This is a genomic window from Neobacillus driksii (genome assembly GCF_013409995.1).
In the GTDB taxonomy this organism is placed as follows: Bacteria; Bacillota; Bacilli; order Bacillales; family Cytobacillaceae; genus Neobacillus; species Neobacillus driksii.
This window is the reverse complement of the sequence record NZ_JACCBX010000004.1, coordinates 518,240-545,117: the sequence shown is the minus strand read 5'-3', so window position 1 is coordinate 545,117 and position 26,878 is coordinate 518,240. Positions and strand designations below refer to the sequence as shown.

20 protein-coding genes, 17 tRNA genes, 2 rRNA genes and 1 riboswitch are annotated in these 26,878 nt (G+C 36.5%); of the genes, 33 read left to right on the top strand and 6 right to left on the bottom strand.

The annotated features are described in order from the left end of the window. The 19 genes from F4694_RS12065 to F4694_RS11975 all read left to right on the top strand — a co-directional run. Nucleotides 1-95: ribosomal RNA gene (locus F4694_RS12065) — 23S ribosomal RNA — on the top strand; the annotation flags it as partial. 132 nt (nt 96-227) lie between these two features. Continuing rightward, nucleotides 228-343 (top strand): 5S ribosomal RNA (gene rrf / locus F4694_RS12060). Nucleotides 344-360: 17 nt separating this feature from the next. Next, a tRNA-Asn gene (locus F4694_RS12055) sits at nt 361-435 on the top strand. A gap of 9 nt (nt 436-444) precedes the next feature. Then, a tRNA-Ser gene (locus tag F4694_RS12050) sits at nt 445-536 on the top strand. A gap of 23 nt (nt 537-559) precedes the next feature. Continuing rightward, nucleotides 560-634: transfer RNA gene (locus F4694_RS12045), tRNA-Glu, on the top strand. Between the two features lie 40 nt (nt 635-674). Beyond that, a tRNA-Val gene (locus tag F4694_RS12040) sits at nt 675-750 on the top strand. A gap of 16 nt (nt 751-766) precedes the next feature. Continuing rightward, nucleotides 767-840 (top strand) — tRNA-Met (locus tag F4694_RS12035). Between the two features lie 3 nt (nt 841-843). Further along, nucleotides 844-920, top strand: a tRNA-Asp gene (locus tag F4694_RS12030). 29 nt (nt 921-949) lie between these two features. Beyond that, nucleotides 950-1,025: transfer RNA gene (locus F4694_RS12025), tRNA-Phe, on the top strand. A gap of 25 nt (nt 1,026-1,050) precedes the next feature. After that, nucleotides 1,051-1,126: transfer RNA gene (locus tag F4694_RS12020), tRNA-Thr, on the top strand. A gap of 24 nt (nt 1,127-1,150) precedes the next feature. Continuing rightward, a tRNA-Tyr gene (locus tag F4694_RS12015) sits at nt 1,151-1,235 on the top strand. A 55-nt stretch (nt 1,236-1,290) separates the two neighbouring features. Then, nucleotides 1,291-1,364 (top strand) — tRNA-Trp (locus F4694_RS12010). A 15-nt stretch (nt 1,365-1,379) separates the two neighbouring features. Continuing rightward, nucleotides 1,380-1,455 (top strand) — tRNA-His (locus F4694_RS12005). A gap of 31 nt (nt 1,456-1,486) precedes the next feature. Continuing rightward, nucleotides 1,487-1,561 (top strand) — tRNA-Gln (locus tag F4694_RS12000). Between the two features lie 4 nt (nt 1,562-1,565). After that, nucleotides 1,566-1,640 (top strand) — tRNA-Gly (locus F4694_RS11995). Nucleotides 1,641-1,646: 6 nt separating this feature from the next. Next, nucleotides 1,647-1,717 (top strand) — tRNA-Cys (locus F4694_RS11990). A gap of 39 nt (nt 1,718-1,756) precedes the next feature. Next, a tRNA-Leu gene (locus F4694_RS11985) sits at nt 1,757-1,842 on the top strand. A gap of 21 nt (nt 1,843-1,863) precedes the next feature. Beyond that, a tRNA-Leu gene (locus F4694_RS11980) sits at nt 1,864-1,944 on the top strand. A 442-nt stretch (nt 1,945-2,386) separates the two neighbouring features. Beyond that, nucleotides 2,387-2,467, top strand: a riboswitch (glycine riboswitch). Between the two features lie 146 nt (nt 2,468-2,613). After that, nucleotides 2,614-3,978 carry an amino acid permease gene (locus F4694_RS11975; RefSeq protein WP_179598110.1) on the top strand — a complete coding sequence of 455 codons (1,365 nt, stop codon included), beginning with the start codon at nt 2,614-2,616 and terminating at the stop codon, nt 3,976-3,978. A gap of 139 nt (nt 3,979-4,117) precedes the next feature. On the opposite strand, the gene F4694_RS11970 is transcribed toward F4694_RS11975, so the two are convergent. Both F4694_RS11970 and F4694_RS11965 read right to left on the bottom strand, forming a co-directional pair. Beyond that, a complete protein-coding gene (locus F4694_RS11970) occupies nt 4,118-4,924 on the bottom strand; it encodes a YitT family protein (RefSeq protein ID WP_179598108.1) in 807 nt (268 codons plus the stop codon). Nucleotides 4,925-5,258: 334 nt separating this feature from the next. Beyond that, nucleotides 5,259-5,591 carry a DUF5661 family protein gene (locus F4694_RS11965; protein WP_179598106.1) on the bottom strand — a complete coding sequence of 111 codons (333 nt, stop codon included), beginning with the start codon at nt 5,589-5,591 and terminating at the stop codon, nt 5,259-5,261. A 267-nt stretch (nt 5,592-5,858) separates the two neighbouring features. Between F4694_RS11965 and F4694_RS11960 the strand changes: the two genes are divergently transcribed. Both F4694_RS11960 and F4694_RS11955 read left to right on the top strand, forming a co-directional pair. Continuing rightward, nucleotides 5,859-6,290, top strand: a complete 432-nt coding sequence (locus F4694_RS11960) for a MarR family winged helix-turn-helix transcriptional regulator (RefSeq protein WP_179598104.1) — start codon at nt 5,859-5,861, stop codon at nt 6,288-6,290. After that, nucleotides 6,271-7,476, top strand: coding sequence for an MFS transporter (locus F4694_RS11955; protein WP_179598102.1), 1,206 nt, complete (start codon nt 6,271-6,273; stop codon nt 7,474-7,476). The genes F4694_RS11960 and F4694_RS11955 overlap by 20 nt, the downstream gene beginning before the upstream one ends. A 104-nt stretch (nt 7,477-7,580) precedes the next feature. Here F4694_RS11955 and norA read toward each other — a convergent pair whose 3' ends face one another. Then, nucleotides 7,581-8,774 carry a multidrug efflux MFS transporter NorA gene (gene norA, locus F4694_RS11950; protein WP_179598100.1) on the bottom strand — a complete coding sequence of 398 codons (1,194 nt, stop codon included), beginning with the start codon at nt 8,772-8,774 and terminating at the stop codon, nt 7,581-7,583. A 119-nt stretch (nt 8,775-8,893) separates the two neighbouring features. Between norA and F4694_RS11945 the strand changes: the two genes are divergently transcribed. The 3 genes from F4694_RS11945 to F4694_RS11935 all read left to right on the top strand — a co-directional run bounded on the left by F4694_RS11945 (nt 8,894) and on the right by F4694_RS11935 (nt 13,937). Next, the gene (locus tag F4694_RS11945; protein WP_179598098.1) at nt 8,894-9,742 is read left to right on the top strand and encodes a MerR family transcriptional regulator; all 849 of its coding nucleotides are present in this window, start codon (nt 8,894-8,896) and stop codon (nt 9,740-9,742) included. Between the two features lie 98 nt (nt 9,743-9,840). Next, nucleotides 9,841-11,916 carry a DUF4179 domain-containing protein gene (locus F4694_RS11940; protein WP_179598097.1) on the top strand — a complete coding sequence of 692 codons (2,076 nt, stop codon included), beginning with the start codon at nt 9,841-9,843 and terminating at the stop codon, nt 11,914-11,916. A 395-nt stretch (nt 11,917-12,311) separates the two neighbouring features. Beyond that, nucleotides 12,312-13,937 carry a glycoside hydrolase family 13 protein gene (locus tag F4694_RS11935; protein ID WP_179598096.1) on the top strand — a complete coding sequence of 542 codons (1,626 nt, stop codon included), beginning with the start codon at nt 12,312-12,314 and terminating at the stop codon, nt 13,935-13,937. 194 nt (nt 13,938-14,131) lie between these two features. On the opposite strand, the gene F4694_RS11930 is transcribed toward F4694_RS11935, so the two are convergent. Together F4694_RS11930 and F4694_RS11925 are read right to left on the bottom strand one after the other, a co-directional pair. Further along, nucleotides 14,132-15,841, bottom strand: coding sequence for a sensor histidine kinase (locus tag F4694_RS11930; RefSeq protein WP_179598095.1), 1,710 nt, complete (start codon nt 15,839-15,841; stop codon nt 14,132-14,134). A gap of 15 nt (nt 15,842-15,856) precedes the next feature. After that, nucleotides 15,857-17,395, bottom strand: a complete 1,539-nt coding sequence (locus tag F4694_RS11925; RefSeq protein ID WP_179598094.1) for a response regulator transcription factor — start codon at nt 17,393-17,395, stop codon at nt 15,857-15,859. Nucleotides 17,396-17,605: 210 nt separating this feature from the next. Between F4694_RS11925 and F4694_RS11920 the strand changes: the two genes are divergently transcribed. The 5 genes from F4694_RS11920 (at nt 17,606) to F4694_RS11900 (ending at nt 22,305) form a co-directional block, all read left to right on the top strand. Beyond that, entirely contained in the window at nt 17,606-19,294 is a 1,689-nt protein-coding gene (locus tag F4694_RS11920) for a type 2 periplasmic-binding domain-containing protein (RefSeq protein ID WP_179598093.1), read from the top strand. Between the two features lie 148 nt (nt 19,295-19,442). Then, nucleotides 19,443-20,297, top strand: coding sequence for an ABC transporter permease (locus tag F4694_RS11915; RefSeq protein ID WP_218895627.1), 855 nt, complete (start codon nt 19,443-19,445; stop codon nt 20,295-20,297). Between the two features lie 13 nt (nt 20,298-20,310). Then, nucleotides 20,311-21,204 (top strand): carbohydrate ABC transporter permease, encoded by an 894-nt coding sequence (locus F4694_RS11910; protein ID WP_179598091.1) that lies wholly within the window; start codon nt 20,311-20,313, stop codon nt 21,202-21,204. Nucleotides 21,205-21,304: 100 nt separating this feature from the next. After that, a complete protein-coding gene (locus F4694_RS11905) occupies nt 21,305-21,922 on the top strand; it encodes a YesL family protein (RefSeq protein ID WP_179598090.1) in 618 nt (205 codons plus the stop codon). A 309-nt stretch (nt 21,923-22,231) separates the two neighbouring features. Beyond that, nucleotides 22,232-22,305 (top strand) — tRNA-Gly (locus F4694_RS11900). 83 nt (nt 22,306-22,388) lie between these two features. Here the strand turns inward: F4694_RS11900 and F4694_RS11895 are convergent. Further along, nucleotides 22,389-23,060: a B3/B4 domain-containing protein gene (locus F4694_RS11895; protein ID WP_179598089.1), complete on the bottom strand. Its 672-nt coding sequence runs from the start codon at nt 23,058-23,060 to the stop codon at nt 22,389-22,391. A 104-nt stretch (nt 23,061-23,164) separates the two neighbouring features. Between F4694_RS11895 and queG the strand changes: the two genes are divergently transcribed. From queG to nfsA, 4 genes are all read left to right on the top strand, one after another. Continuing rightward, the gene (gene queG, locus F4694_RS11890; protein WP_179598088.1) at nt 23,165-24,298 is read left to right on the top strand and encodes a tRNA epoxyqueuosine(34) reductase QueG; all 1,134 of its coding nucleotides are present in this window, start codon (nt 23,165-23,167) and stop codon (nt 24,296-24,298) included. Nucleotides 24,299-24,386: 88 nt separating this feature from the next. Continuing rightward, a complete protein-coding gene (locus tag F4694_RS11885; RefSeq protein ID WP_179598087.1) occupies nt 24,387-25,253 on the top strand; it encodes an amidase domain-containing protein in 867 nt (288 codons plus the stop codon). Nucleotides 25,254-25,319: 66 nt separating this feature from the next. Further along, the gene (gene trmL / locus F4694_RS11880; protein WP_179598086.1) at nt 25,320-25,793 is read left to right on the top strand and encodes a tRNA (uridine(34)/cytosine(34)/5-carboxymethylaminomethyluridine(34)-2'-O)-methyltransferase TrmL; all 474 of its coding nucleotides are present in this window, start codon (nt 25,320-25,322) and stop codon (nt 25,791-25,793) included. Nucleotides 25,794-25,848: 55 nt separating this feature from the next. Beyond that, complete coding sequence (gene nfsA, locus F4694_RS11875; protein ID WP_179598085.1) at nt 25,849-26,598, top strand: oxygen-insensitive NADPH nitroreductase; 750 nt, start codon at nt 25,849-25,851, stop codon at nt 26,596-26,598. The last annotated feature ends 280 nt before the right edge of the window (nt 26,599-26,878 follow it).

Genomic DNA, 26,878 nt, shown 5'->3' with positions numbered 1-26,878 from the left:
AAGAACCCTGAAAGATGATCAGGTTGATAGGTCAGAGGTGGAAGCGTGGTAACATGTGGAGCTGACTGATACTAATCGTTCGAGGACTTAACCAATTTTTAAAAGCGAACTCGTTTTTACACACTTCTTCTGAAATTATCTAGTTTTGAGGGAATGAATTTTTTTCAAAAACCTCTTGAAAAATCTCAAAAAGACAGTATAATAAAGAATGTCTTTGAGAAAAGTAGTCTGGTAATAATGGCGAGAAGGTCACACCCGTTCCCATATCGAACACGGAAGTTAAGCTTCTCAGCGCCGATGGTAGTTGGGACTTTGTCCCTGTGAGAGTAGGACGTTGCCAGGCTGCAATACTATTATTATTCCGCAGTAGCTCAGTGGTAGAGCTATCGGCTGTTAACCGATCGGTCGTAGGTTCGAGTCCTACCTGCGGAGCCATTCTTTTATGGAGAGCTGTCCGAGTGGCCGAAGGAGCACGATTGGAAATCGTGTAGGCGGGTAACCCTGTCTCAAGGGTTCAAATCCCTTGCTCTCCGCCATAAATACACCTTTACTATTATATGGCCCCTTGGTCAAGTGGTTAAGACACCTCCCTTTCACGGAGGTAACACGGGTTCGAATCCCGTAGGGGTCACCAGAGTTCTTTTACACTAGCGTAAAATAACTTTCCATACCATGGAGGATTAGCTCAGCTGGGAGAGCATCTGCCTTACAAGCAGAGGGTCGGCGGTTCGATCCCGTCATCCTCCACCAAAGTTATTTCTATTGTCGCGGGGTGGAGCAGTCCGGTAGCTCGTCGGGCTCATAACCCGAAGGTCACAGGTTCAAATCCTGTCCCCGCAATTCGGTCTGGTAGTTCAGTTGGTTAGAATGCCTGCCTGTCACGCAGGAGGTCGCGGGTTCGAGTCCCGTCCAGACCGCCATTTTCTTTTAAGAAAAGGTGTTATAGTGTGGCTCAGTAGCTCAGTCGGTAGAGCAAAGGACTGAAAATCCTTGTGTCGGCGGTTCGATTCCGTCCTGAGCCACCATTTTTATTCTATTGATTATATGCTTGCCGGTTTAGCTCAATTGGTAGAGCAACTGACTTGTAATCAGTAGGTTGGGGGTTCAAGTCCTCTAGCCGGCACCATTATTTTGAAACTTCATATTATGTGGAGGGGTAGCGAAGTGGCTAAACGCGGCGGACTGTAAATCCGCTCCCTCCGGGTTCGGCGGTTCGAATCCGTCCCCCTCCACCAAGTTATTTTTCGTTAGAAAATAATTTTTTCTCAGTTGTGAACATAACATTATTTTAGGGGTATAGTTTAAAGGTAGAACGAAGGTCTCCAAAACCTTTGGTGTGGGTTCAATTCCTACTACCCCTGCCAATTTACTTTATTGTGGCGATTGTGGCGAAGTGGTTAACGCACCTGATTGTGGTTCAGGCATTCGTGGGTTCGATTCCCATCAGTCGCCCCATAAAACCATCATTAAAGAAAATGTTTATCATTGGGCTATAGCCAAGCGGTAAGGCATCGCACTTTGACTGCGACATGCGTTGGTTCAAATCCAGCTAGCCCAGCCAATTCGCGGAAGTAGTTCAGTGGTAGAACACCACCTTGCCAAGGTGGGGGTCGCGGGTTCGAATCCCGTCTTCCGCTCCATACTATGGCGGCATAGCCAAGTGGTAAGGCAGAGGTCTGCAAAACCTTTACCACCGGTTCGAATCCGGTTGCCGCCTTCATTGCTTTTCTTAAGTTTTAATAACGCATTTTATTGCGCCGGGGTGGCGGAACTGGCAGACGCACAGGACTTAAAATCCTGCGGTAGGTGACTACCGTACCGGTTCGATTCCGGTCCTCGGCATTACCTTACAAATTTTATTATGCCGGTGTGGCGGAATTGGCAGACGCGCACGACTCAAAATCGTGTTCCTCTGGAGTGTCGGTTCGACCCCGACCACCGGTATCTAAAAAGCACCCACAAATGTTGTTAAATCAGCATTTGTGGGTGCTTTTTGCTCTAGTAAACAAGTCATCAGGTTCCATTGAAACTAGAGAACCATGCAAGAGGGACTCAGACGCTTGAGTTGGATGAATTATCGTGAAAACGACAAAGGATTTATCAGTGGTCAGAAAATTTATTAATTTCATAACAACAACTTCAGTTTATTCTTAGGTGTTATACACGTCACTTACCTATTGTAAGAGGCATTTTTGCTTTTTGAGGTGTTTATTATATTTTCCTTGATACCTTTCCATTTAGTGGCTAAATAAAATAATAGAATGTAATATGTTGTTGTTATTGACAAATTATTTAACTACCATTAAACTTAAAAAATATTGAAAAAACTATTTCAATAAAAAATTAATAATTAGCAGCTATGAATGCTATGGATCAAACTATAGCAGGAGCAGCTTCTGGAGAGACCGCTGAAATACCGCGGCGCCGAAGGGTTCACAATCTCAGGCAAAAGGACAGAAGAGTACTGAATATTTATTTGTTGTGCTGATAATCGTAGCATGATAACTATTATTTATTATTCTTAGACCTAAGAGATTGGAGAACTTCCAATCTCTTTTTTTTGCAATAGTTTATTGATCACCGTTTCACATTATTTTCAAGGAGGAGTAAGGTATGGCACAGCAAGAATTGAAGAGGGATTTAAAAAATCGGCATGTTCAGCTAATTGCAATTGGAGGCACCATTGGCACCGGATTATTCTTAGGTTCAGGTAAAGCGATTCAATTGGCTGGACCATCGATTATCTTTGCTTATTTAATCGTGGGTATTGCTGTCTTTTTTGTTATGAGGGCACTAGGAGAACTTTTGTTGTCTAAAGCGGGTTATCAATCTTTTACAGACATTGCGGAAGATTATCTTGGATCGCGGGCTGCGTTTGTGACTGGCTGGACGTATTGGTTTTGTTGGATTATGGTTGCTATGGCTGATGTTATTGCAGTTGGCGTCTATGTACAATATTGGTTTGATATTCCACAATGGGTACCTGCTATCATCAGTTTAATCATTTTATTAGGACTCAATCTACTAACGGTAAAGCTTTTTGGAGAATTGGAGTTTTGGTTTGCTTTAATAAAAGTAATAACGATTGTCGTATTAATTGGGATTGGGGTTATTTTACTAGTCATGGGATTTAAGACCGATGCAGGAACGGTATCAGTTCAAAATCTTTGGGAACATGGAGGACTGTTTCCAAACGGAATATCAGGATTCTTACTTTCATTCCAAATGGTCGTGTTTGCCTATGTCGGTGTGGAGTTAGTGGGTGTATCGGCAGCGGAAACTTCAAATCCAGAAAAAAATATCCCATCGGCAATTAATAAAATTCCAGTAAGAATTCTATTTTTCTACGTTGGTGCATTGATTATCCTATTATGTGTGAATCCATGGACAGAGCTAAATGCAACTGAAAGTCCTTTTGTTAAAACGTTTAGTTTAGTTGGAATACCAGTAGCCGCAGGGATTATTAATTTTGTCGTATTAACTTCAGCTGCTTCTGCTTGTAACAGTGGTTTATTTTCAACAAGCCGAATCCTTTTTAATTTAAGTAAAAATGAACAGGCGCCATCCAATTTTGCAAAACTGAATAAAAATTATGTACCAAGCAACGCATTATTGACATCCACGCTCGTGGTATCAGTCGGCGCACTTTTAAGCAAACTTATTCCTGCACAAGCTTTTGGAATCGTGACAACCATTAGTGCGATTTGTTTTATTTGGGTCTGGGGAGTCATTCTTCTTTGCCATATAAAATACAAGAAAACACAGCCGAAGTTACAGGCAAAATCAACATTTAAAGCACCTTTTACACCATTTATAAATTATGCTGTCCTAACGTTGTTTGCAATAGTTCTCATCATTATGATGGTTGCGGAAGAAACACGTCCTGCCTTATTGCTGACACCGCTATGGTTTGTACTATTATTTATTTTGTATTCCAATAGAAGAAAAAAGGATAAAGATAGCAAACTATCCGCATAGATGCAAACCACAAAAAGAGCGCTTTTCACATTGAAAGGTGCTCTTTTGTTGGTAATCACTCATTTACACTAAAACTGAGTGACTCAAAGGTTTGTACAATTCCTTATTCAAAATGCATATGGAAAATAATCATAATCTCCTAATTTTTAGCAAATAAACCGTCAACTTCTACTGTCTCAAATATATTTATAAATGCATTTTCATCATGGTTTCGGACAATTTTCTTTATTTGTGCCGTTTCGTATCGTGTAACGACCATCATGATTATCTGTTTTTTCTCTTGAGAGTAGCCGCCATAACCTTCCGTAATTGTAAGCCCTCGATAGATTGATTCGAGTAATTCTTTTCGTATTAACTCACCTTTCGAAGTCACAATCTGCATAGTCAATTTTATATGATCCGTGTGAATGGTATCAATCATTTTACCAGTCAGATAGATAGATAAGAGTGTGTATAATGCGATATTCCAACTAAAAGCAGCTCCAGAAATAAGAACGATAATGCCGTTCATAGCAGTCAGGAGAAGACCAACGGGCGCATTACTTGTTCGGGAAAGGATAATCGCAATAATATCCAAACCACCAGAAGTTCCGGAGGACTTTAAAATGATGCCGACTCCAAAGCCTCCAATGATCCCGCCAAAAATGGTTGAGAGTAATATATTGTCTGTCACTGGAATTGCAGGCAAAAGATATAAGAAAACCGAGAGCGATATAACACAGATGAGTGTATTGATTGTTATCATTTTCCCAAGTTTAAAATAGCCTAAAATCAGTAAGGGTAGATTTAGCAGCAGATTCATTAAGCCAATATCAAATGGAGTGATTAACCCAATCAAAATAGCAATACCACTTATCCCGCTACTCAAGATTCCATATGGAACTAGAAAGAAATTAAAGGCAAAAGCCACAACCAATGAGCCTGCGATAACAAATAGATTTTTCAAACCATTAAACCCCTTTAAATAAATATAGTATGATTACTTGAAATGGTAGAATGTGGGGTTAAAGTTTCTCCGAAAACAGACACATACTTTTTATGTAAATTTTAATAACCCGAATGTTAATTTCTCCATTTATGTATAAAGAAACCCGCCCCTAAATTGGGACGAGTTTGTGCTCTTTCTCGTCATAGACTTTAATTATTAAAAAATAATTTATCACGAGTGAAATGGGGAGTCAATATATTTTATTAATATAGCATTAGAATGAAAATTCCAAATATTAAATCACACTTACGTTAACCTCATTTTGAGGAATCACGAAGAACCTTACAATTAATTATTCTTTCCAATTGGCCTTTGCTTCTTCCTCAAGTACCTTTAATCTTTTGTAATAATCAGGAATTTCATTAAGATGAGCCAATGCAATTTTTCCAGTAGTAATTGGATCATCTCCTGTGACATTAGTTTGGCTGGATATTTTTCCATGTTCAAGCTCTATATTTACTCCCATCCAAAACTCAACTAAATCAAACTTGCTTTTATTAAAATCAATTCCTAAAAGTAAAGCAATTGCTGCTGCTTCATCTTTAGAAAAAAATTTAGCCCTCGTTGCAGGACGATTATTTCTATACCAGTAGTGACTTCCATTGGTTAGATATTGATAGTGCATAGGATTGTAATAACCGTTATAGAAGTGGTTCAAATATGGACGATTATAGTTGTAAAGAACACATCTCTCCTAAAAAGGTAGTTATCAACAATATACGTTAGGTACCTAGTTTTGGGCATGCCTTTCTAGAATAAATGGGATCTCATTATGATTCAATCAAGTGCTTAGAAAAAGCCATACCACTTGACATTTTTTTAAAAAAAATATATGGTTATCTTCGGTAACAGTTATCTATGGTAACTATTTTTATGGGAGGGGGAGAAAGAATTGGAAGGTTTTTTTCAGCGGTATTTAAGTCTGTATAGGCCACTAATTACTAAATTAAATGAACTAATGAGTACTTATGAGCTTTCTTATTCTTTATGGCAAGTTATTTTTTATATTAAAAACAATGGGCCTTCGACACTTGTAGATATTGCAAATCAATATAATGTGGAAAAACCAACGATTACGAGGAGAGTCCAACGTTTGGAGGATCTCCAAATTGTGAAGCAAATTCCTGGTATGGATAAGCGTGAGAAAGTCATTCAGTTAACAGAAGTAGGAGAAGAAATTTACCAAGCATGTCGAAATAAAATAACCGCACTAGAAATTAGTATTATGGATGACATCGCACTTGAAGATCAAATGATTTTGTTTCAAACGCTCCCTAAAATACAGGCAAATATTATGAAAGGCGATGGAAGTAAAAGTGAGTAAACCAAAATTATGGACAAAGGATTTTATCATTGTATCCAGCGTTAATTTTTTGTTAACGTTAGTCTTTTATTTATTAATCGTGATAATAGGGGTTTTTGCTGTAGATGAATATCATGCTTCTGCAAGCCAGGCCGGGCTTGTTACCGGGATTTTCATAGTTGGAACACTAATTGGGCGTCTGTTTATTGGCCGCAGTATCGATTCAATTGGTCGTAAAAGAACGTTGTTTATTGGATTGATTCTTTATATTTTAACAACGTCTCTATATTTTATTCATTTGGGTATCACCTTCCTGCTTATTACCCGGCTATTACATGGTATTACTCTGGGGATCGCAAGCACAGCGACAGGAACCATTGTGGCTCAAATTATCCCAAAGAGTAGAAAAGGAGAAGGTATCGGTTATTATAGTATGAGTTCGACATTAGCTACAGCAATCGGACCGTTCATTGGACTATATATGAGCCAACATACTAGCTCTCAATCCATTTTTAGTCTCTGCCTCGCTTTGGGAATCTTCAGTTTGATTACAGCCTTCTTTGTAAATGTGCCGGCACTTGAAGGAGCAACAAAGACAACAGAAATAAAAGGAGTCAAACTTTCTCATTTTATTGAGCCAAAAGCAGTTCCAATTGCATTGATTACGTTAATTATCGGGTTCTGTTACTCGAGTGTTCTGTCTTTTATTAATTTCTATGCAATTGAAATTAACCAGGTTCGTGCAGCAAGTTTCTTCTTTCTTGTGTATTCTATAGCAGTATTAATTTCACGCCCATTCACAGGCCGTTTATTAGACGTGAAAGGGGCAAACTATGTGATGTATCCAGCCTTTGTTCTTTTTACAGCAGGAATGCTGCTTTTAGGTTCAGCCCACAACAGCATCACTTTGTTATTTGCGGGTATACTGATTGGTCTCGGATTTGGGAATATGCAGTCGTGCACTCAGGCAATCGCTGTTAAACTGACACCTCCTCAACGTATGGGTCTTGCCACGTCGACTTTCTTTATATTCCTTGACGCTGGGCTTGGATTTGGTCCCTATTTGTTAGGCTTCGTCCTTCCTTTTTCCAGCTATAGTACTCTTTATATGATTCTAGGAGTTGTAGTGATTCTATCTTCTGGTCTTTACTTTTTATTGCACGGAAAGAAAGAAAGAGCTAGTATGAATGCTTTAGCTCGGCAATAAACTCAGCATAAAGCCAAAAATAAACTAGTTATCAATCAAAACTTGTTTATTTTTGGCTTGTTCGTGCTTAAGGAATGTTGATTTATCATTTGATTATTTACAAATCAGCTACTAGCCTTCAATTTTAATTCATTAGAAGAATCATCTGCTGGCTTCTTCCAGAACAATGTTAAAATAATTCCTAGTGTGATGATCATTGTGGCAAAGTAGTAAGGGTAGTTAATATCCATATCAAATAACATCCCTCCTAAAATAGGTCCACTTATGTTCGCTAAGCTTGTAAACATAGAGTTCATGCCACCAACGAAACCTTGCTCATTTCCTGCAATCGTTGAAAGATATGACGTAACAGCCGGTCGGAATAAGTCAAATCCAACAAAAACAATAAATGTAACAAGCAAGATAGACAAATACGATTGGACTACTGTCATTAAGTAGACAAGTACTGCAGATAAAATTAAACTGTATCGAATCAGCTTTATTTCTCCCCAAACTCGTGTAAGTCGGTCAAATAGTAAGACTTGGGAAATTGCGCCAAAAATGGCACCACCTGTGATCACTACGGCTATATCGGAGGGTTTAAATTGAAATTTATGGTCCGCAAAAAGACTAAAGAATGATTCAAAAGCTGCTAACCCAAAAGAAGCAATAAAAATTAGTAAAAAAGCAATGAGATACTTTGGTTCAGTAACACGTTTGAAGCCAAGTTTTCCTCCCGAAGATTTTTCAATTTCTTCATCAGCACGTTTTGGCTCAGATAAACAAATAATCGATAGAATTGCAGCGGTCACACCAAGGGCTCCTGCAAAAAAGAATGGTACACGTATACCAAAGTCTGCTAAAAATCCACCAATCCCTGGACCAATGATAAATCCTGTACTTATTGCAGCTGACATATAACCAAGTGCTTTAGGGCGTGTATCCAAATTGGTAATATCTGCAATAAAGGCTGTTACAGCAGGCATTATGAAAGCTGCACTAATTCCACCTAAAATGCGGGAAATAAATAACGTTTCGATTTCTTTACCTATTCCGAACAAAAATTCAGAAAATCCGAAAATAAATAACCCTATGACAATCATAATTTTTCTACCAAATTTATCTGCTGCTTTTCCTGCAAATGGTGAAACAATCAATTGAGCAATCGCAAAGGCTGCCGTTAAATACCCAATCGTTGTTCCTGAAATACCTAATTCATTCATGAGTGTAGGTAATACCGGAATCACTAAACCAATACCCAAAAAGGCAATGAATAAATTCATTAATAGTAATCCTAAGGTGACTTTATTATTTTTCATCTTTACATTCTCCTTAACTAAATCGAATACCACACAGTATCTTGTATGGTTCTCAGTTGTTTACAGTTTTTATCCTAGTGTATATAGTAACTATATAGTCAAGGATGGTGATGTAAAAAATGATTAATAAAAATAGAAAATACTTAACCACTGGAGAATTTGCAAAGCTTTGTAAAGTAAATAAACAGACACTTTTTTATTACGATCAAATTGGACTTTTGTCTCCTTTATTGAAAAATGAAAAAGGATACCGATATTATTCCATTCGCCAAATAGAGCTATTCTTTGTTATTGATTTATTAAAGAGTCTTGGTATGTCTCTAAATGACATTCATCAATACATGCAAAATAAATCACCTGAAAGTTTTTTGTCCTTAATGTATCAACAAAAAGAGGAAATTGTGAAAAAGCGGCAGGAGATTGAAATGAGGGAAAAAATTATTCAGGCAAAAATAGATTTAATGGAAGAAGCCTCACAACTTGATTTTTATCAAATTTCTCTTGAACAATTACCAGAAGCCACTCTGTATTTAAGTAAAAATATTGAAAACATAACGGATGAAGAATTTGTAGAAGTCATTTCAGATTTTATTGATGAATTGTACAGATCAAAGCTTGATACAGGTTATCCAATTGGTGTGATAACCAAACGCGAGCATGTATTAAAGGGAGAATTCACAAATTATAGCTATTTATATATCGAACAACCTAATCCGAGAAAAGGATATCCGTATTTAAAAGCCGTTAAGGGAAACTTCCTTATTGGATTTCATATTGGGGATGAAAAAACAATACATAAAACATATAAGCGACTATTATCAGAGATGGAACATTTAAATTTAGTTTTAGGTGAATACGTTTTTGAAGAATATATTTATGATACAGTTGTCAAAAACCAAAAGGATCAGTACGTCACAAAAATAATGATGCATGTTCATCAACAAGAGGAAAATTGTAGCTGGGGATGATTATCTTTGGTATTGAAGAGAACTTGCGTCGATAAAGAGATTTAGTAACCAAATTTTGTTATATTGGAGGTAAGTGAGTCAAAGGGGGAAATACGTTTATGATTCCAAAAATAGAAACTAGTTCAGTTACTCCAATAAGAGAAAAAGGGGTGGATTCCATTGTCGACTGGTTCGATCAGCATCAACATTCGTTCTATACGATCGGTTGGTACTATCTTCGGAATCAGGAGCAAATGGAAGAACTTTTTTACCAGTCTATTAAAAAAGTTCACAAGAAGTTGCCTCAATTTAAAAGAGAAACATCATTCGAAACTTGGGTTACATCTATTTTTATTCATACCTGTCGAGAGCTTTCTGTTGATAATAGTTTACAACTTTCAGAGAAAAGTGAAGAACGGCAAGAGTTATTTAACGCACTTGATCAATTGAAAGAGAACGAGAGAGAAGCGATGGTCCTTACATATGTTAAAGGAATCCCAAAGGAAGAAGCTACAAAACTTCTCCAAGTTTCTGAGGGGAAGTTGAAAGAGCTTTTATTTTACGGAATCCAGTTATTTAGAAAAGAAATGGGAAACGGAGCAACCTACAATGGCTGTAAGGAGTATCATGAGGTTTACATCGATTACTTAGAAAGAACGCTAGACCGGCAGAGAAAGATTGATTTAGAGAAACATCTATATCATTGCCAGGATTGTCAGGAGGATTTGGCATCCTTTCAGGAAGTCATGGTAACCTTGTTAAATCTTCCTGAAAGGATGAAAGAATTACATATGCCAGCTGGTTTCATGGAAAATGTAAAAGATAGGCTGGCAGAAAAGGAAAAGCACAGACAACAGAAGAACAAGAAACGTATAAGAATAGGACTTGTTTTTGCAGGTGTATTCGCATTATTAATAGGTATAGAATTTTTTACTAGGGCGTTTTCCAACCTTTACTATACCTGGGCAGAAGAGGATCAGGAATTGCGTACATTTCTTCAACAGGACCTTGGAGAACCCTTGAACCTTGAAGCCGAAAGCAGCGGGATAAAAATAAAGATAAAAAGCGCGATTGCTGATGAAGTGCAGACGATTATTTTTTATGAGATAGAGGATACGGAAGAGGACAATCAATATGCAATGGAAAACTTTGAAGGTATTTTTGTAGAAAACCAAGATGGAATTATGAGTCCTGAAGGATATCAAAGCTACTATCCACCCGACCTCGAATCGCATGTAAATAAGGAAGAAAAGAATGTGTTTCAAGGGAAGATGAGTCTCCTGCCACTAAAAGGTAATAATGGGACGATCAAACTGAAGATCATAAAGCTTCACAAATTGCTTCGTAATTCCTCGGACCCCAATGGTTTTAGTGCTTATGGGAACATGGAATATGAAACTGGTGAGTGGAACTTCGAAATTCCTGTAACAAAACAGCCTTCCGTCGAATATGCACTGGATGAAGAAATTGAGGTCGAAGGAATTCCGGTTCGTTTTAATAAACTAACCATTGCTCCTACAGCGACAATTCTGCAATATAGTATTAGTAATAAACAGGCAAAGAAACGGATAGATGATCTTAATTTTGACAATCTGGAAGTGAACAATAAAAAACTGAAATCTGATATGTATCGAGGATCATTTTTTGATTCACAGCAAGACGTAAATTGGTTTACTTTTCAAAAACACTTTGGCCCTCTTTTTGGAGAAAAACCGGAGGAGGTTAACATTCAACTGGATTTAGTTCATTTATCATATGATGACCCAAAAAACATTGAATTGGATGCTTCTCAGGTATATCCTCAAACATTTGAATATGCGGGAAGTACAATCTCCATCGACAAGGTGGAAATTGGACAACCCACCAAAGTTGTCATCAGCAATCATGAAATTAAGAACCGTGCATATGAGACGTTGAACTTTCAAATTGTCGGTGAGGATGAAAACGATATTAGTTCATTGGAGATGAGTTCTGAAGGAGTACTTATTGATAAAAACGGGGTCGAATACGATATGAATGAACCTGTCGCATATGAAGAAATCGAGCAGCCCCGTCATTTCATTACAGTTCAAAGCATGGAGTTACAGAGTAACACCGCCGGAGAAAATGTAATTCCTAAAAGGCTGGAGATTTATGGATATAACGCAACAAAATATTTGGATGATGTTATAAAGATTTCGTTAAATAATAAGTGAGTAAAGTGCTAATCCAGCAAGCTTGATAAATATTGTAGTTAAAGAGGAATATTGAAAAGTGGTTTTAAACGGTTGTACGTGGGATATTAATTGGAATTCAGTATTGAAAACATGAAAAGGACATCCCAGGCATATAGGGGATGTCCTTTGCTATACACTTATTAACTTTATGGACTATTAATAATCATAGGGATAAGTTTAGAATTCCGGGAAAAAGTACATGAAAACGGTTTAATTAATATTTATTAAATAATAATAAAAAATTAAACTTAATATAAGTGGAAGTAATGAAAGCTTTCTTTAATAGATTTAGTAGTTTACCACCAACATGTATAAATCACTCTATAAGGAAAGCATAAGAAAAAACAGTCAAAAAGAGTTTAGGAGTGGAATGAATGAACGTTAAATGGTGGCAGACAGCAGTAGTTTATCAAGTATATCCGCGCAGTTTTCAAGACAGTGATGGCGACGGGATTGGTGATTTGAAGGGAGTAACTCGTCGATTAGATTATTTAGAAAAACTGGGGATTACTGCTATTTGGTTAAGTCCAGTTTACAAATCACCTAATGATGATAATGGCTACGATATAAGTGATTATCAAGATATTATGACGGAATTTGGTACAATGGATGATATGGATGAGCTAATTAAACAAGCAGACCAAAGAAATATCAAAATTATTATGGATTTGGTCGTTAACCACACATCCGATGAACACAAGTGGTTTACTGAATCTCGTAAAAGTAAAGATAATCCATACCGTGATTACTATATCTGGAGAGACCCGGTTAACGGTGAAGCTCCCAATTCTTTAAAATCAACATTTAGTGGCTCTGCTTGGGAGTATGATGAAGAAACAGGTCAATATTATTTACACCTTTTTAGTAAAAAACAGCCAGACCTGAACTGGGAAAATGAAAAAGTTAGACAAGAAGTTTGGGATATGATGAATTTTTGGTTGGAAAAAGGTGTTGGCGGATTCCGGATGGATGTAATTGATTTAGTAGGTAAAATTCCTGATGAAGAGATATTAGGCAATGGACCGAAATTGCATGAGTATTTGCAGGAAATGAATCGTGAAACTTTTGGTAAATATGATGTATTAACAGTGGGAGAAACATGGGGGGCAACGCCAGAGATTGCGAAGCTATATTCTGATCCAAAACGCAATGAGTTATCAATGGTCTTTCAGTTTGAACATATCGGATTAGATCAACAACTTGGAAAGGAAAAATGGGATTATAAACCACTAGAAGTAAATGAACTAAAATTAGTTCTTAGTAAGTGGCAAACAGCTTTAGGGAATGAAGGCTGGAACAGTTTGTTTTGGAATAATCATGACTTGCCAAGAATTGTCTCTCGTTGGGGAAATGATACAACCTACCGTGTGGAAAGTGCAAAAATGTTTGCGATTTTACTTCACCTAATGAAGGGAACTCCTTACATCTATCAAGGGGAAGAAATTGGAATGACCAATTATCCTGTCAATGATATTAGTGATGTTGAAGACATTGAAAGTGTGAACATGTATCATGAACGGTTGGCGAATGGATATAAGAAAGAGGATATCATTGCTTCGATTAATTTTAAAGGGCGTGATAATGCTCGGACACCAATCCAATGGGATCGAACAGAAAATGCTGGATTCACAACAGGAATACCTTGGTTACACGTAAATCCAAATTATCAAGTAATTAATGTAGCCGCTAATTTGGAAGATCCAAATTCTATTTTTTACTGTTATCAAAAATTGATTCAACTAAGAAAAGACAATCCAATTATTGTTTGGGGAGAATATGAATTAGTAACCGACACATCGGAACAAGTTTTTATGTATCTACGAAAATATGAGGGTGAGACTTGGGCTGTAGTAGCCAACTTTGGTGAGCAAAAGAAAACTTTACAACTTGAAAATTTGGGACAAAGTAATGACGTCATTATAAGTAATTACGAAAGATCCTCCGTTGATTTTCAACAACTTGAATTAAAACCATTTGAAGCACTTGCTGTAAAGTTATAAAGAATAGCAAAAGAGATGAAGCGGGGAAAGCAGGATAGAGAGTTTCATCGCACTTCTCATTGAAACCTTTATAGCATAGAAAGGACCGATTGGTAAAAATCCTAGAATTAGGATTTCTATCAATCGGTCTTATTCATTCTATGATTTAAAGATAAACCGTATTTGGATATTTATGCTTATTAGTTTGATTCTACTTAGTTAACTTTTGGAATCGTAAGGGTCACTGTTGTTCCTCTCATCAATTTACTTGTATAAGTTAAGCCATATTCAACTCCATAGGTAAGTTGTATACGATGATGAACATTTTGAACCCCATATCCTTTCGTTTTAGTAGTTAGAATGGTTTTTAACAATTCAGGCTCCATTCCACACCCATTATCAGAGACACTAAAGATTAGATTGTTATCTGATTGCTTTGCTGTAATAGTTAAAACAGCTTTTCCAGGGCTTTCTTTATGATCTATCCCATGATTAATAGCATTTTCAACCAAGGGTTGTAAAAGAAGGTTCAGCATGGTGTAATCTAAAATCTCTTCGTCAACTTCGCAACGAACATCAAATGAATCTGAATGCATCATTCGCTGAATTTGAACATAGGATGTTGTGTTTTCTAATTCTTCCCGTACAGAAATAGTATTTTTTCCTCTATTTAATGTTGTACGATAAAATGTAGAAAGAAGTTGAGCCATCTTACTTATGTCTTCTTGTTCCGCAATAATTGCCTTACTGTTAATAAGCGAAAGGCTATTATAAAAAAAGTGTGGATTGATTTGAGCTTGTAATGCTTTCATTTCATACTCTTGTTTTGCAATTTTACTCTTATAAACTTCATTTATCATTTCTTGTAGTTTATTAACCATATTGGAAAAGCGACGAATTAGGTTCCCAATTTCATCAGTTGAAGAATTTGCAACGGTTACAGATAAATCGCCTTTTTCGATCAGTTCCATATTTTTCTCTAACTTTTCTAAAGGACGAACCGTAAACTTCGAAAGAAAGTAGATGGATAGAAACAAAATCACTACACATAACAAAATCACGATAAAAATGGTGACAGTTATCTTATAAGTAGAAGCATAAATGGTGTCTAAAGGACGGTATAGATATGCTGTCCAACCATAGGATGTTGATGAGGAACCCTTAAAAACAAAATCCTCCTGTAGGGAACCAGCGTTTAACTTTTTTAGTAATTCGTTTGTTGTCAGTTCATATGATTTATATTTCTCCTGAAAATCTTGGAAGGTATAAACAAGTTTATTATTTTCATCAAGGATGACAAGTCCGTAATTGTTCTCAAATAAACGAGACATGTTATCAAAGACATGCTCGTAATCAATATCTATATAAACTACATTGGTTATACTGTGATTTCGATCAAATATTTGGCTGACTACTTCAAAAGTCCGATCAGCTGCTGAGACAACAAATTTTGGAGTGGACGTTTCTAAAATTTGATCAAACCAGCTTTTTTGTTCAATGTTTGTTAGAGGACGAAGAATATCACCATGTGAGTACATTGGATTATCACTAAAAATGGTGATTGTATTTATCTCACTGTATAAAAAGTGGTTATTTAAGGATAAAGGATCTAGTATGTCCCTGTAAAACACATACATTTCATAGGAATTGTCATACTCAGTAGTAACTCCTCTCTTCACATCTTCATTCCAAACAATTTGGTTAATCACATTCGTATAAGTAGTAACTTTATAATCAATACTTGAAATTGCTTGGTTTAGGGACTCTTCTAAAACTTCACCTTCTCGATTGATTAGTATATGTTGGATTTGATAATAGCAATAACTCCCCAATGCGACGACTGGTAAAATACTTGATAATAGGCATATAACTAAAATTTTACTTCTGAATTTTAAATTTTTAAACCAAGTAATAATTTTCCACATAAGAAACTTCTCTTTCTATTGCTTTTTCATCTGTCGATATTTTTCAGGACTTGAGCCGAAATGTTCCCGAAAACTTCGAACAAAATAGGATAGATTATGATAGCCTAGCTGTTTACATATATCAGTGATTTTCATATTGGTATTATTAAGGAGATCCTTTGCATTTTCCATCCGCAGATTCTTTATGTATTTATTAATTCCACATCCTGTTTCTTTTATAAAAATCTCGCTTAAATAACTTGGGGACAAGTACACTTTTTCAGCTAGTAAATTCAAACTTAAGTCTTCTCCATAGTGCTCGGTTATATATTGTTGCACGAGATGAATGACGTGTTTAGGTGATTGTTCTTTTTTCTCTAATTTTTTTATCACTTCATCCTGAACATGAGCTAATATTTTTTCAATTCCAGAAAAATGTCGACAAGAAAAAATAGACTCCATCTTTTTATTAATCAATTCTTTGTTATAATGCGGCAGCTCTTGACAAAGTGACTGTAAAAGATTTGAAAAGAAATAGCGCACATAAATATGAGAAAGTCCCTGTTTTGCTTGATATTTTTGAAATAGAAGTTTCATGTTTTGTTTAAAGGTAACAATATCTACTAATTGAATAGCAGATTTTATTTTTTGTAGAATATGTTCATCTTGTTCAAGATACTCTATGCTTTCTTTGGTTGAGGTATCTATTGGATAGATATAGGTATCAGAATAGAAAAAACGATCTTCTAGATTCTGTTCCAACTCATCATAAATTTCAGATAACTCACTTGGAGAAAAGTATTCGTTACTGACCGATATATAGCAATTTATTCCGTATTCTAAGTAGACCCTTTTTTGTATCTTTACTGCAATTTCTTTATGTAACGTATTTCTATCCGTTTTCCCAAATAACAATAGGATTTGAAACGGATTCAAATTAATAAACTCGCACGGATAATTTGGGATCATTTTCTTAATCTGCTTATAAAAGAAAAAAGTATCCTCTTCCTTTGGTAGTCGATCAAAAAATGGTTCTTCAAACTGCATTAACATTACGGAAGAATAATGATTTAAAAAATCAAAGTTCATATTGGGATATTCATTTTTTAGCAAATCTATTGGAGTCTTGTTAATTAGGCGGTATAAAACATGAGTTTTAAGGAATTCACTATTTGCTTCTCTAAGTTCATGTTCCTTCTCTTCTCTTTTTATATTTTGCAATACTGTAGAAATGGTATTCTTAAATTCTACTGGTTTTACAGGTTTCAAAATATATTCTACAGCCCTTAAAGATATCGCCTTCTTGGCATAATAAAAATCATCATGACCACTGAAAAATATAATATGGAGGTTAGGATAAAGCTCTCTAGCCCTAGTTGCTAATTCAATTCCATCAACAAAAGGCATCTTTACATCTGTAAATAATATATCTACAGGCTGTGTTTCTAATTGCGACAGAGCCTCTTTTCCGTTGGAGGCTTCGTCTATTTCAAGTTGAAAATTGTACTTATTTAGAAGAAAACGAATAACATTTCTTTCGTCTCTTTCGTCATCTACTATCAAGATACGATACATTTGTGTTACCTCCTATAAGTAATTCATGATGATTATATCATTGCGATTTCCTTTCTTATACTTTGTGTTAAAAGTTCCGGAAAAAAGTACATGAAAACGTTTTTTTAAATATTTTGGATTAATCTATTATCACTTAGACTAAACGTAAGCTTATATTAATTGGCCAGAACTTAAAATGGTCAGAGACAAATAAACGTTGGAGGGGTCATTATGAAGAGGTTTAGAACCTTATGTAAACGGATGACGATACTATCTATGGCGTCCATGTTGAGCTTTTCATTAGCAGCATGTGTCGATTCATCTTCACCGCAAGAAAGTGCATCCACAACTGAAGATGGAAAAACAGTTATTACAATGGGACGTGTTACAGCTGCAAACCCGAAATTACCGGAGGGTGATACGTATGAGAACAATGCTTATACACGACTTGTTGATGAAAAGTTGGATGTAAAAATTGTCAATCAATTTGAAGCTGAAGGAGAAGATTACGATCGTCAGGTGGCTCTAGCAATTGCATCAGGTGAATTGCCAGATATGATGCGAGTGAATTCAAAAGAAGAATTGAAGGAGTTAGTTGAAAACGATTTAATTGCTGACTTAACAGATGTTTATAAGGAACGTGCAAGCGATAATATTAAAGAAATATATGACTCTTATGGCGGAAGAAGCCTAGCTGATGCGACATTTGATGATCGTCTAATGGCGATTCCTGCAACCAATGGAGCAAATGCGCCAAACATGGTATGGATCAGACAAGATTGGATCGATAAACTAGGATTGGAGTTAGATAAAGACGGAGACAGTCTTATCACATTAGAAGAGTTAGAAAATACTGCGAAGGCTTTCATAGAAAATGATCCTGGTGCCTCTGGTAATCCTGTTGGCATTCCTTTTGCACATTGGTTGAATGCGGGGGATTACGGTGGATCGGCTTTAACAATGTCCTCTGTAGCGGGTGTTTTTAATGCACATCCTAGACATTATATTGAAGATGAAAATGGAAATATCACGTATGGATCAACTACCGAAGGTACCAAAAAAGCACTTGGAGTTTTAGCTGATTTATTTGATAAAGGAATTATTGATCCACAATTTGGAACCAGAACCTGGGATGACATCATGGCACTTCTAACAAACGGACAGACTGGTATCGTAACAGGTCCATGGCATATCCCAGATTGGGGACTCTCTGCAGTAAGGGAAATGGATAAAAATGCAGAGTTTGTCGCTTATACATTAGAAGGAGACAATGGAAAAGCAAACGTTTTTCGTGAAAATCCTACTGGCTCATTTATCGTAGTTAGAAAGGATTATGCCCATCCTGAATTAGCAATAAAAATCTTAAATTTATTTTATGATGAATTAGGGAATGCAACGGATCTAGAAACTGATTATCCAGAAATTGCAAAATATAATGAGCTTAGTGTAGATGGTTCAACGAGACCATTTAACATTGAAGTTTATAAATCTACTAGTACACTAGATGATTTTTCAGACTTAATTCTACCTGCAGTAAATGGTGAAACTTCAATCGAGGATATAACAAAAGCTGGTATTAAAAATGATGCTAAAACGATTCTTGAATATATAGAGAATCCTGAAAACGCAGAAACGTCAGCATGGGCAAAATACCATTCACGTATGAAAGGAATAGGCTTGATTGAAAAACTTACCACAGAAGATACTTTCAATTGGACAACCCCTGTATATTATGGCACAACCGCTACAATGGAGAAGAAGGGGGCTAACCTTTTAAAATTAGAAGAGGAAGATTTTATAAAAATTGTAACTGGTACTGAACCATTAGACTATTTTGATACATTTGTTTCCAAATGGAAGAAACAGGGCGGAGATGAAATTTTAGCTGAAATAGAAGCAGAATTGGCAGAACAGCAATAAGAAACAGTAATAAGGGCTGCGTTGCAGCCCTTATTTATAAGGAGGTTTTTTTATGAAGGTACAGACTGCAAAAACTGCCAGCTGGACAAATGCAAAAACGAGAAAACAAGAGAAAAAATGGAATACGGCAAATTCCGTTTATCATCTGATGATGCTACCGGGAATGATCTTTCTTTTGATATTTAGTTATATTCCCATGTTTGGAATTATCATGGCTTTTCAGGATTATATTCCTGCAAAAGGCATGTTAGGGTCAGAATTTGTAGGGCTGGAACACTTTATCTATATGTTTCAATTACCAGATATCGGACAAGTTTTTAGGAATACAATGGTTATTGCCTTTGGGAAAATACTATTAGGTACTTTTGGTGCCATTATATTCTCTATTTTATTGAATGAAATCCGTCTGAAATTCTTAAAAAAATCAATTCAAACAGTTGTCTATTTGCCCCATTTTCTATCATGGGTTGTACTGGCAGCTGTAGTGGTCAATATGTTTAGTCTGGACGGGATTGTGAATCAAATCTTAAGCTTTTTCGGTTTGGAAAATTTGAATTTCCTTGGTAGTAATTCACTATTTCAACCATTATTAATTGGTACGGATGTATGGAAGGAATTTGGATTTAATTCGATTGTTTATTTAGCAGCCATTACCGCTGTTGACCCAGGACTTCATGAAGCAGCTAGTATTGATGGGGCCAATTGGTGGAAGAGAGTTTGGCATATCACACTCCCGAGTATGCTTCCAATTATTCTTCTTTTGGCAATTCTTAGCTTACCCAATATTTTAAATGCAGGGTTTGATCAAGTTTATAACCTATATACACCAATGGTATATGAAACAGGTGATATTTTGGACACTTATGTCTACCGAATCGGATTACTAGGTCGTGAGTATAGTTTCGGGACAGCAGTAGGGATATTTAAATCAATAATTGGTATGATCCTAATCATCTCAGCAAATGAAATGGCTAAAAAGTATACGGACCGTAAATTATTCTAAGGAGGACAACAATATGGTTGAAAGTAAAAGTATTTCAGCACGAATTGGACGAATTGTTATTCATACCATTGTGATTACTTTGGGGTTGATCTGTCTGCTCCCTTTATGGAATATTGTTGCCACTTCTTTTAGTAGTAGTGAGGCAGTTACAGCAAATGCGGTAGGGTTAATACCCGTAAATTTTACGACTGAAACATATAAGATGATCATGGAGGATGCACAATTTTGGCGTTCGTTTGGAATTTCGGTACAACGAGTATTTCTATCACTAATAATCAATATGGTATTGATTGTGTTAATGGCTTATCCTCTATCGAAATCTACTAGGGTCTTTAAAGGTAGAAACATCTATATGAATCTACTAATTTTCTCAATGTTATTTAGTGGCGGGATGATTCCAACGTATTTAGTAGTGAAAAATTTAAACCTATTGAATACAATATGGTCCCTGGTTTTACCTGGTGCGGTACAAGTTTTTAGCGTTATATTAATCATGAACTTTTTTATAGGGGTACCTAAATCGTTGGAAGAAGCGGCAATTATGGATGGAGCCAATCCATTACAAATATTAGTAAAAGTTTTTATTCCCATCTCATTACCAGCATTAGCTACAGTTGCTTTGTTTAGTATAGTAGGGAATTGGAATGACTTTTTTTCAGGATTAATATATATGACGAAAGTTTCTAATTATCCATTAATGACCTATATACAATCATTATCCATTAATATCGAAGAAATGTTGAAGTCAGGCGCAAACGCTAATTCTTTAGAAAATATGATGGAAGTCTCAAATAAGAATTTAAACGCTGCAAAAATTGTGGTTTCTATTATTCCTTTATTAGTGATTTATCCATTGTTACAAAAATATTTTATTCATGGTATCGTTGTAGGCTCTGTTAAAGAATAGTAAATGATTACTACACTACACGGATCATTTGATGATTTGTGTAGTGCTTTATTTTGTAATGCGAAATTTAATCGATTTGATGAAACTTTTGAGGTGAGATATGAAACATTTTCTGAATATGGAAGGAACATTTTATCGCTTCTTAACAAGATTTGTTGAGTTGATTATATTGAATTGCATGTTTTTAATTTTTTGCGTCCCCATTTTTACGATTGGTGCTTCTACGACGGCAATGTACTCTGTAACATTAAAAATGGTTCGTAATGAAGAAAGTGGCTTATATAATGGATTTTTTCAGGCATTCAAGAAAAATTTCAAGCAAAGTACGAGTATCTGGATCTTGTTATGGTTCACTGGGATAATCTTATTATTAAATTATTTATATTTACAATTATATGATGGGGATTTTACACTGCTTATTATTTTTAGTCTATTGTTTTTCACGTTCATCCATTTATTATTAACGATACTAATTTTCCCTTATGTTGCCCGTTTTGAAAATACAATAAGAGAATCAATGGTAAATGCATTGAAAATTGCTGTTACGAATCCATTCCAAACTATTCCTGTGCTAATTTTTTCAATTGGTCCAGTATTGCTAATTTTCCTTTCTCCTCATTTATTCCTAGTTGCTCTATATCTAAGTATATTTTTGGGGTTTTCTCTTGTAGCATATTTAAATTCATTCCTGTTTCGAAATATATATGAAAAATATTAATTTTGAAGTAATCCTTAGCGAATAATTGTTATGTTAATTAAATTTGATGCTTTCTAAAATTATATATAATAAGTGAGGCTTAACGTGAAAACCACAGTTTTAACCCCCATTAAGAAAGAATTAAGATTAATTGAAGGTATTTATTCTGCTATGCCTGCATATCATTAAACAAAAATGTCCAATCGGATGTTTTTTGTTTAATGATTTTTTTCGACAAAAAACGCAAAATGGTCTTGACGATAGAGTGAAAACTTTGTAATATAGTAACTGTGTTTAAGTTCTTCATCTTTTGTTAATACTTACTTTTGTGCGGGTGTAGTTTAATGGTAAAACCTCAGCCTTCCAAGCTGATGTCGTGAGTTCGATTCTCATCACCCGCTCCATACATATTACCAAACGCAGTGTATCGTTACTTGAGAACGATGCATTGCGTTTTTTTATTTTTAAGCTGTTTTATAAGGCCGCGTTAATGGCTGCCTATGATATAGTACTTTGCGTCACCACCATGAATCTGAGTAAACATCTTCATCAATGACTCTGTCAGTCTTTCAGCACTATTCATTGTTGTAGAAGGCTGTAAATAGATGATCTGCAATGCGTTTTTGGTAGCTTCTGTTACCGGTGCTCTATTGGAATCTACAAAAGGGCTCCCAAATGGTCCAATCTCGTCCGATGAGACAATCAGATTTTCTAATGAATTCATCCGGCCATTCAAACCTAAATATTCTTCTCCGGCCATACCTACCTTGATTTTAATTGTTCCCTCTAATTGATCGCTATTATAAATACCAATCGGCACTTGATATTGCAGGGAAAAAAAGTTATTGATATCAATGGCACTTTGGACTGTGGTAAGATAATTCTGTTTCTGAACTCTGCGGTATAGAGCCTCTGCCGAATGGCGATAACGGTTAGGGTCCTTGTCAAATGTTTTAAAAATACTGCGCCATTCTTGAATTCCTGGAAGCTCTGTTAGATTTTTATTTTCTAAATCAAAGTAAATCGACTCTTGAAAAAGCTGCAGTCTTCCTTTTACCATTTGTGGGGAATCACCGACGGTAATATCTTTGTATTCGATGACTCCAAGCTTAAAATTGGGAATCTTGCTAATGATTTCTGACGAAAGCTGAATTTCCAATCATTCCACCTCCAAAATTTCATAAAAATAGTTTATCATAATGAGATGTGTACCGAAAAATTAACGGCTTACTATAGATATTTTTGAAGAAGGGAGGTTTTCATATGAATATTGATCAATTCAAGAAGGAAGTCATTGAGTATAGCAAAACAATTGGCATTGATAAGATTGGTTTTACCACTGCAGATCCTTTCACTGAGTTAAAGAATAGACTGATTCGCCAACAGGAGCTTGGGTACCAATCAGGTTTTGAAGAGCCGGATATTGAAAAACGGGTAACACCAGCTTTACTACTTCAAGAACCACGTTCAATTATTTCTATCGCTTTAGCCTATCCTTCGAAAATGAAAGTTCGAGTTGAAGGGAAAAGAGGCGAGCGGAGAGGCTTTTTTTCACGTGCTTCATGGGGATTGGACTATCATCATATTTTACGAGATCGGTTAAAAAAGCTGGAAGCGTTTATTTTAGCAAAGGTACCGGATGCTCGTCTTAAATCAATGGTCGATACAGGTGAGCTTTCTGACCGTGCAGTTGCCGTGAGGGCTGGGATTGGCTGGAGCGGTAAAAACTGCGCAGTTATGACGCCAGAGTATGGATCTTACGTATATCTAGGCGAAATGATTACCAGCATTCCTTTTGTTCCAGATTCACCGATGGAGGATCAATGCGGTTCCTGTACAGCTTGTATCGATGCCTGCCCGACCGGAGCGCTGGTACAAGGCGGCCAAATTAATGCTCAGCGCTGTATCGCCTTTTTAACACAAACGAAAGCTGTTATTCCCGAAGAATTTAGAGATAAGATTGGTAATCGCGTATATGGCTGTGATTCCTGCCAAACGTCCTGCCCAGTCAATAAAGGAAAGGATTTTCACTTCCATGAGGAAATGGAGGCAGACCCCGAGATAGCCAAGCCACTCCTCCGACCGTTGTTAAAAATGAGTAATCGTGAATTTAAGAACAAATTTGGATCAGCAGCAGGATCGTGGAGAGGCAAAAAGCCGATTCAGCGCAATGCGATCATCGCGCTGGCACATTTCAAGGACGAAACTGCCGTCCCTGATTTACAGGCTGTTTTAGAAAATGAAACCAGTAATGTTCTAAAGGAAACCGCTGCTTGGGCTCTCGGGAAAATAGGCAGTCCAGAAGCAATTGAAGCACTGGAAAAAGCAGCGGCAACAGAAACCGATTTCGAAGTGAAGAATGAAATTGAAAAAAGCATACTAAAACTAAAGAACTAAATGAGCAATGGACATTCTGTCTTTGCTCATTTTTTTTGATTAAATTACCCTTATACACATATGTATGAAACAGAAGGGGGAGATGAAGATGGATCAATCACTCCAAGAATTGTTTGATGGTCGAGTTGAACAATTTGTTTCAAAGAATAAGAGGCAATCTGGGAATTACGAAAAGGCCGAACAAAAGCTAGAGTCTTTAGCGAAACGTTCCGCAGATATCGTCAAGGTGAAGGCTCGAGGGGATATTATCAATCAAGCTGTAGACGGGGACTTTCAAACCACGCTCTACCAGGTTCATTACCAATACCTGATTAGACAAAAAGGAACGCTATACCAAGAGGAAGAAGTAGAAGTACGAATGTGCAAGTTTTTTAAAAATGATTTGATTATGGATAAAGAAATGAATCCTTATGTTAAGCGGCCCGAGCTGGAAATCATGGCAGAGGATGAACACGTGGAGCGGAATAGTTACCAGTATAATCGCTTAAAAGCTGTTCAATATGCGGAACGCTGGTGGAATAGCCACAATCCTGCCTATAAGGCTTTTGAGAACAACTGTACAAATTATATCTCGCAATGTCTTCACGCTGGGGGAGCGCCGATGAGGGGTTATCCTGGCAAAGGAACAGGATGGTGGTTCCGAAATAACAATTGGAGTTACAGCTGGACAGTGGCTCATTCATTACGTCTGTATTTAGGTAATTCTAAAAGTGGCTTAAGGGCGAGGGAGGTCAGCTCCCCGGATCAATTATTACTAGGGGATGTCATCTGCTATGATTTCGAAGGAGATGGCCGTTATAACCATAACACAATGGTAACGGGTAAGGATGCCTATGGAATGCCGCTTGTTAATGCGAACACATACAACAGCCGTATGCGGTATTGGGCCTATGAAGATTCATCCGCCTACACACCAAATATTAAATATAAATTTTTCACGATTGTAGATGGTTAAGAAAATTTGTTTGGGTGGTGGATAGTGGTATAATGTTGGGAGAGTTTTTTTGATGAGGTGAGATTCTTGGCAATACATGTTGTACTATATCAGCCGCAAATACCTTCAAACACAGGAAACATCGCTAGAACCTGTGCTGGAACTGATACCTCCTTACATTTAATTCGTCCATTAGGGTTTTCAACGGATGATAAAATGTTAAAGAGAGCTGGATTGGATTATTGGGAGTTTGTAAACATTGTTTATTATGATTCTCTCGATGACTTTTATCAGAAGAATGAAGGCGGAGAGTTTTTTTATATCACGAAATTCGGCGAGAAGGCTTATAGTTCCTTTGACTATAGCAATCCTGATAAAGATTATTTTTTCATTTTTGGACGAGAAACGACTGGGCTGCCGAAAGATGTGATAGAAAATAATAAGGATGTCAGTCTGAGGATTCCGATGAATGACAATATTCGTTCGCTTAATTTATCGAACACTGCTGCGATTCTAATTTATGAAGCGTTGCGCCAACAAGATTATGGCCATTTAAAATAAGACTAGAGAGGCCAAGATAAGGCCTCTTTTTGCTAAATAGAAAGGAAGTTTTCCAATGAATGAAACCATTTCTACCATATTAAATCATCGCTCTATCCGTGATTTTAAGGACAAGCAGTTAAGTAATGAACAAATTGAAACAATTGTTGCTTGTGCACAAGCTGCGTCTACATCTAGTTTTATTCAGGCCTATTCGATCATTGGCATTAGGGACAAGGAAAAGAAGCGAAAACTTGCAGAGATTGCCGGAAACCAAGAATACGTTGCACAGAATGGTCATCTGTTCGTGTTTTGCGCCGATTTAGGCCGGCATGAACGCATTGGAGAAATGGAAGGGAAAGATGTACTCCCTTCAATTGAAAGTACAGAGAAATTTATGGTGGCGCTAATTGATGCGGCATTAGCAGCTCAAAATGCGGCAATCGCAGCGGAATCGATGGGGCTGGGCATTTGTTACATAGGTGGAATCCGTAATAATCTCGAGGCAGTCAAGGAATTATTAAAAACACCAGAAAGAGTCATTCCTCTTTTCGGTATGACAGTCGGTTATCCGGAACGTATTAATGATCAAAAGCCAAGGCTGCCACTAGAGCATGTTTATCATGAAGAGGAGTACGAGCAGAATAAAGAAGTCTATTTACAACAGCTTCAAGAATACGACCAAATCATCTCTACCTATTATGAACAGCGCACTGACGGCAAGCGGAAAGATCGCTGGTCAGAGCAAATGGCGAAAATGCTTGAAAAACAAACACGGATGTATATGAAAGAATTTGTTCAAAAAAATAAGATGGATTTGAGATAAAAGCGTACAGCTTTTACAAAACGAATAAGCTTTACAAAAATAAGAGGCTGCCTCCAAGGCAGCCTATTTTGATGGAAAAATATTATTTATTTGAACCTGGCTTATCATTATAACCTGCTGTAAAGATAGCTGCTAGAAACGCCACCATAACTAAAACAATTAGAAAAGTTCCCATGCTTATGTAAAGCCTCCTTAATTTTAAGATATTTCTTTAATTAGACACATATACATTTATTATAGCCTATCTCGAAAAAATGAAAAGAGCAATATTCCAATCTTT

What these genes read in the sequence shown, in the direction of transcription:
- F4694_RS11885 (WP_179598087.1), top strand. Translation starts at nt 24,387, where the DNA reads ATGGATCAATCACTCCAAGAATTGTTTGATGGTCGAGTTGAACAATTT.
- F4694_RS11975 (WP_179598110.1), top strand. Translation starts at nt 2,614, where the DNA reads ATGGCACAGCAAGAATTGAAGAGGGATTTAAAAAATCGGCATGTTCAG.
- queG (WP_179598088.1), top strand. Translation starts at nt 23,165, where the DNA reads ATGAATATTGATCAATTCAAGAAGGAAGTCATTGAGTATAGCAAAACA.
- F4694_RS11915 (WP_218895627.1), top strand. Translation starts at nt 19,443, where the DNA reads ATGATGCTACCGGGAATGATCTTTCTTTTGATATTTAGTTATATTCCC.
- F4694_RS11940 (WP_179598097.1), top strand. Translation starts at nt 9,841, where the DNA reads ATGATTCCAAAAATAGAAACTAGTTCAGTTACTCCAATAAGAGAAAAA.
- F4694_RS11910 (WP_179598091.1), top strand. Translation starts at nt 20,311, where the DNA reads ATGGTTGAAAGTAAAAGTATTTCAGCACGAATTGGACGAATTGTTATT.
- F4694_RS11930 (WP_179598095.1), bottom strand. Translation starts at nt 15,841, where the DNA reads ATGTGGAAAATTATTACTTGGTTTAAAAATTTAAAATTCAGAAGTAAA.
- F4694_RS11925 (WP_179598094.1), bottom strand. Translation starts at nt 17,395, where the DNA reads ATGTATCGTATCTTGATAGTAGATGACGAAAGAGACGAAAGAAATGTT.
- F4694_RS11905 (WP_179598090.1), top strand. Translation starts at nt 21,305, where the DNA reads ATGAAACATTTTCTGAATATGGAAGGAACATTTTATCGCTTCTTAACA.
- F4694_RS11965 (WP_179598106.1), bottom strand. Translation starts at nt 5,591, where the DNA reads ATGCACTATCAATATCTAACCAATGGAAGTCACTACTGGTATAGAAAT.
- F4694_RS11945 (WP_179598098.1), top strand. Translation starts at nt 8,894, where the DNA reads ATGATTAATAAAAATAGAAAATACTTAACCACTGGAGAATTTGCAAAG.
- F4694_RS11955 (WP_179598102.1), top strand. Translation starts at nt 6,271, where the DNA reads ATGGAAGTAAAAGTGAGTAAACCAAAATTATGGACAAAGGATTTTATC.
- nfsA (WP_179598085.1), top strand. Translation starts at nt 25,849, where the DNA reads ATGAATGAAACCATTTCTACCATATTAAATCATCGCTCTATCCGTGAT.
- F4694_RS11920 (WP_179598093.1), top strand. Translation starts at nt 17,606, where the DNA reads ATGAAGAGGTTTAGAACCTTATGTAAACGGATGACGATACTATCTATG.
- F4694_RS11935 (WP_179598096.1), top strand. Translation starts at nt 12,312, where the DNA reads ATGAACGTTAAATGGTGGCAGACAGCAGTAGTTTATCAAGTATATCCG.
- norA (WP_179598100.1), bottom strand. Translation starts at nt 8,774, where the DNA reads ATGAAAAATAATAAAGTCACCTTAGGATTACTATTAATGAATTTATTC.